Origin of the sequence: Armatimonas sp. (assembly GCF_031410135.1) — a bacterium.
In the GTDB taxonomy this organism is placed as follows: domain Bacteria; phylum Armatimonadota; class Armatimonadia; order Armatimonadales; family Armatimonadaceae; genus Armatimonas.
This window is the reverse complement of record NZ_JANNYP010000449.1, coordinates 1-4027: the sequence shown is the minus strand read 5'-3', so window position 1 is coordinate 4027 and position 4027 is coordinate 1. Positions and strand designations below refer to the sequence as shown.

At 58.8% G+C, this 4027-nt stretch carries 2 protein-coding genes; both read right to left on the bottom strand.

The features are described 5' to 3' along the window. The coding region (locus RMO15_RS16605; protein ID WP_309714564.1) for a PSD1 and planctomycete cytochrome C domain-containing protein at positions 1–2977 on the bottom strand (2977 nt) is incomplete at its 3' end. After that, positions 2961–4027 (bottom strand): DUF1501 domain-containing protein (locus RMO15_RS16600; protein ID WP_309714563.1); only part of this gene is annotated, 1067 nt, incomplete at its 5' end. The genes RMO15_RS16605 and RMO15_RS16600, both read right to left, overlap by 17 nt.

Genomic DNA, 4027 nt, shown 5'->3' with positions numbered 1-4027 from the left:
TGTTGTTTCGGATGGGGGCGAACTTGCCGGTTCCCATCCCTTTTTTCGGCGGAGTCTTGGCAACAGGCTTGCGAGCAGTGCGACCTTTACCAGTCTGCGCGGCAGACGCTTCCGCCTCCGTTCCGGTTGCCACGCTTCCGATCTTTGTCAGAAAACCTAGCCCCGTCTGGATCTCTTCGGGCTTGGGAGAGCGCTGGTAAAGAACGAGATAGATCGCCTTAATACGCTCCTCGTCGGTCTGCGCTTTCTCCACTTCGTCGCGCCTCACCACTTGCCGGGCCACGTCCACCGCCATCGCGCTGTTCATGAAGAAGAGCGCCTGCTGGGGGACGATGGTCGAGATGCGCCCCGTGTTGGCCATGGTCGGATCACTCACATCGAACTGGGTCAGCAAGTCCGAGAGAAAGAGCCGGTCAATGTAGCCGTAGACCGAGCGGCGGTAGATATACGGCTCGTCGGTGATGTTCACGGGCTTACCCCCCAGGACCGGATCAAGCTTACCCGTCAGCGTCACCATAGTGTCTCGGATAGACTCGAAGTCCAAGCGACGAAGATTGGCACGCCAGAGAAGCCGGTTGGCCGGGTCTTTCTTCTCATAGGCCACGTTGGTGTCGGTGCTCTGCTGGTAGGTGTTGGAGAGTAGAACCCACTTGTGCAGCTTCTTCAGGCTCCAGCCCGTCTCCATAAAGCGCCCCGCCAGCCAGTCGAGCAGCTCCGGGTGGCTGGGCTTCTCACTCATGTTGCCTAGGTCATCGGGGGTGCGGATAAAGCCGCTCCCAAAGTGGTGCATCCAGGCACGGTTCACCAGGGTGCGAGCCGTCAGCGGATTCGACGGTGCTGCAATTGCCCGTGCCAGCTCTAGCCGCCCTGAGCCCTCTTTCACAGGCTGCGGCGTACTTCCGGGCATGCAGAGTGCAAAGACCTGGCGAGGGACGACCTCACCGGGGCGCTGCTTCTCGCCACGGATCAGAATGCGAGCATCCTTGGGCTCCTCGACATCTTCCACCACCATCGCATGCCCCGGTGCTCCCGGATGCGTAAGCTGCAGGCGATTGATCTCATCAAACGGGAAGCGCCCCGCGGCACGGTTATCAGCACTAAAACGACTGGCGAGCTTGCGAAGATTGGTCGCGGAGTTAAACTCCGAAGCGGGCGGGAGCCCCAGAGGAAACTCAATCAGCTGTGCGGTTGCGCTATCGACGCTGAGCACCTGGTTTTTCTTGCGCGCCTCAATGTAGGCATCACGCTGGTCAGCGACCTTGGCAAAGACGCGTCCGTAGGCTTCCGCGACATCCGCCATGGTGCGCGGTTTGAGGCTGGAGAGCTCGCGGGCAATCAGCGGGTTGATCTTCATGACGGGGATATTGCCCCCCGGTGTGCGCTGTTGCTGCGCTCTCTGTTTGCCCAAGCGTCCCGAAACCGCCGCGGGCGCAGGAGCGGTACCCAGCATTCGTCCTATCGCGACAGCGTACTGTGACGAAAAAGTCCCCTCGGGCATCCGCTGGAGGACATTGAAGGGCCCCATCACTTCAGCCGCAGTCTTATTGGTTCGGACAGCCTGCTGGAGAATGCGAATCGTATCGCGCTCTCGGGTATTGGACGGGTTGATGCCGTATTTTTGCGCTAGCTCCGCGCCCTCTTTGGAGCGTGGGTTGGCGGTAGCCAGCATCAGGTAGCCTGCCGCTTTTTTCTGGAATGCCTCTAGCTTCTCGCCAACATACTCGTAGTAGGCAACGCGGCCTTTATCGAGCAGCACTTTCTCCTGCTTTTCGTAGTCGCCGCGCTGTGCGGGATCGCCACTGCCAGGAATCTCCGGGCCGACCTCGGGCTCATCAATGGAGTTCAAGATGCCATAGAGCGAGTAGTAGTCCGCCGTGGGGATTGGGTCGAACTTGTGGTCATGACAACGTGCACAGGCAACGGTAATTCCCATGGTTGCCTTGGTCAGGGTATCAATCCGCTCGTCAATCAGATCGTTTTTATCTTGAAAGCGCTTACCCACCGTCATAAATCCCAAGGCAGCAAGCTGTGCGGGATCGTCCTTCGTGGTTGGAATCTGATCGGCAGCAATCTGTGCCATCAGAAACTCGTTATAAGGCAGGTCTTTGTTAATCGCCCCAATCACCCAGTCTCGGTAGGTCCAAGCATTGGCATAGCGAAAGTCCGCAAGGCGGTTCTGCCCATTCTGTGGGTTGCCGGTGGTGTCCGAGTAGCGTGCGGTATCGAGCCAGTGACGGCCCCAGCGCTCACCATAGTGTGGATTTGCGAGGAGACTATCTACCACTTTTTCCCAGGCATTGGGACTTTTATCCGCGAGAAACGCCCGCACTTCCTCAACGGTTGGCGGCATTCCAATCAGATCGTAGTACGCGCGACGAATCAGGGCCGCACGGCTTGCGGGGGCACTTGGAACCATGTTATTGGCTTCAAGTTTAGCGAGAACAAAACTATCAATGGGATTTTTCACCCAAGTGGCGTTCTTCACTTTAGGGATCGCGGACTTCTCCACTGGCTGGAAGGCCCAGTGATTCTTTGCCTTGTCCGTGATCCCGGTGAGCTTTGAGGTCGTTTTGACATCAGCCGCACCCCGTGGGTCAGGAGCGCCCATTTTCACCCAGGCTTCCAGTGCCGCGATATCCGTCGCTGAGAGTTTCCCCCCCGGCGGCATCGGCGCACCGGCGCTTTTCACACGCTGGATCAGCAGGCTATTTTCAGGGTTCCCCGGCACCACGACAGGCCCGCTAGAGCCACCATGCTGCCACGACTCGCGAAAGTCCAGCGAGAGTCCGCCCTTCGAAACACCGTCCACATGACAAGGCGCACACTTGCCCGTCAGAATGGGCCGGATCTTGCTCTCGAAGAACTGTGTCTGCTCGGGAGTGAGCGCCTGCGGCTTGGGCGTGGGCTTCTGTGCCCCTGCCGTAAGCGCAATCCCCAGTACCGCCGCGGGGGCGGAGAGTTTAAGCCAGGATTTCATTGACGATATTCCCATAGTTGTCGGTCAAGCGAAAATCTCGCCCGTTGTAGCGATAGGTCAGCTTGGTATGATCAAAGCCCAGCACGCGCAAGATCGTCGCATGGAAGTCATGGACATGCACGGGGTTGCTGGCGATGTTCATCCCCAGCTCGTCGGTCTCGCCGTAGTGCATCCCGCCCTTCACGCCGCCGCCCACCATGAATGAGCAGAAGCAGCGGGAGTGGTGATCGCGGCCCGACTGGTCGTTGATGCTGCCTGCGGTCGTCGGGGTGCGCCCAAACTCACCTCCCCAGATCACGAGAGTAGACTCCAGCAAGCCCCGCTCCTTGAGATCCGCGATCAGTGCCGCAACAGGCTGATCCATCTCATTGGCTTTCTTCCCAATATTTTGCGCCAGTGCCTGATGATGATCCCAGCCACCGATATCCACCTGCACAAAGCGCACACCGCGCTCCACCAAGCGCCGGGCACAGAGTAGCTTGCCCCCAAAGTCCGACGAGCCGTACTTTGCACGCACCGCAGCAGGTTCTTTGGTGATATCAAATGCATCAGTCGCGGCGGTCTGCATCTTAAAGGCTAGCTCGAAAGAGTCAATGCGCGCCTCAAGCTGCTCATCATGCTGGAACTTAGCGCTATGGTTGCTATTGAGCTGCCGGGCAAGATCAAGCTGGGCCCGCTGGGCCGATGACGAGCTAAACTCGTTCTTGAGGTTGAGCAGGACTTTATCTACAGGCTTGCCGGGCGCGAAGTCTGCACGGGTTCCCTGGAACGGACTGGGTAGAAACGACGACTGCCGCCACTCGGGGCTTCCCCCCAGTGTCACAAAGCCGGGCAGATCCTGGTTCTCCGTGCCGAGGCCATAAAGCACCCAGCTCCCGATGCTTGGCTTGACCAGCTGCGCAGAGCCCGTGTGCATCATCTTAGCCGCCACGGGGTGCGCCGGTATATCGGTCTTCATCGAGCGAATCACACACAGGTCATCGGCGATCCTGGCAATCATCTCGCCACATGCGGAGCAGATTAACGCAGGGAAACGAATGGGCAGACATT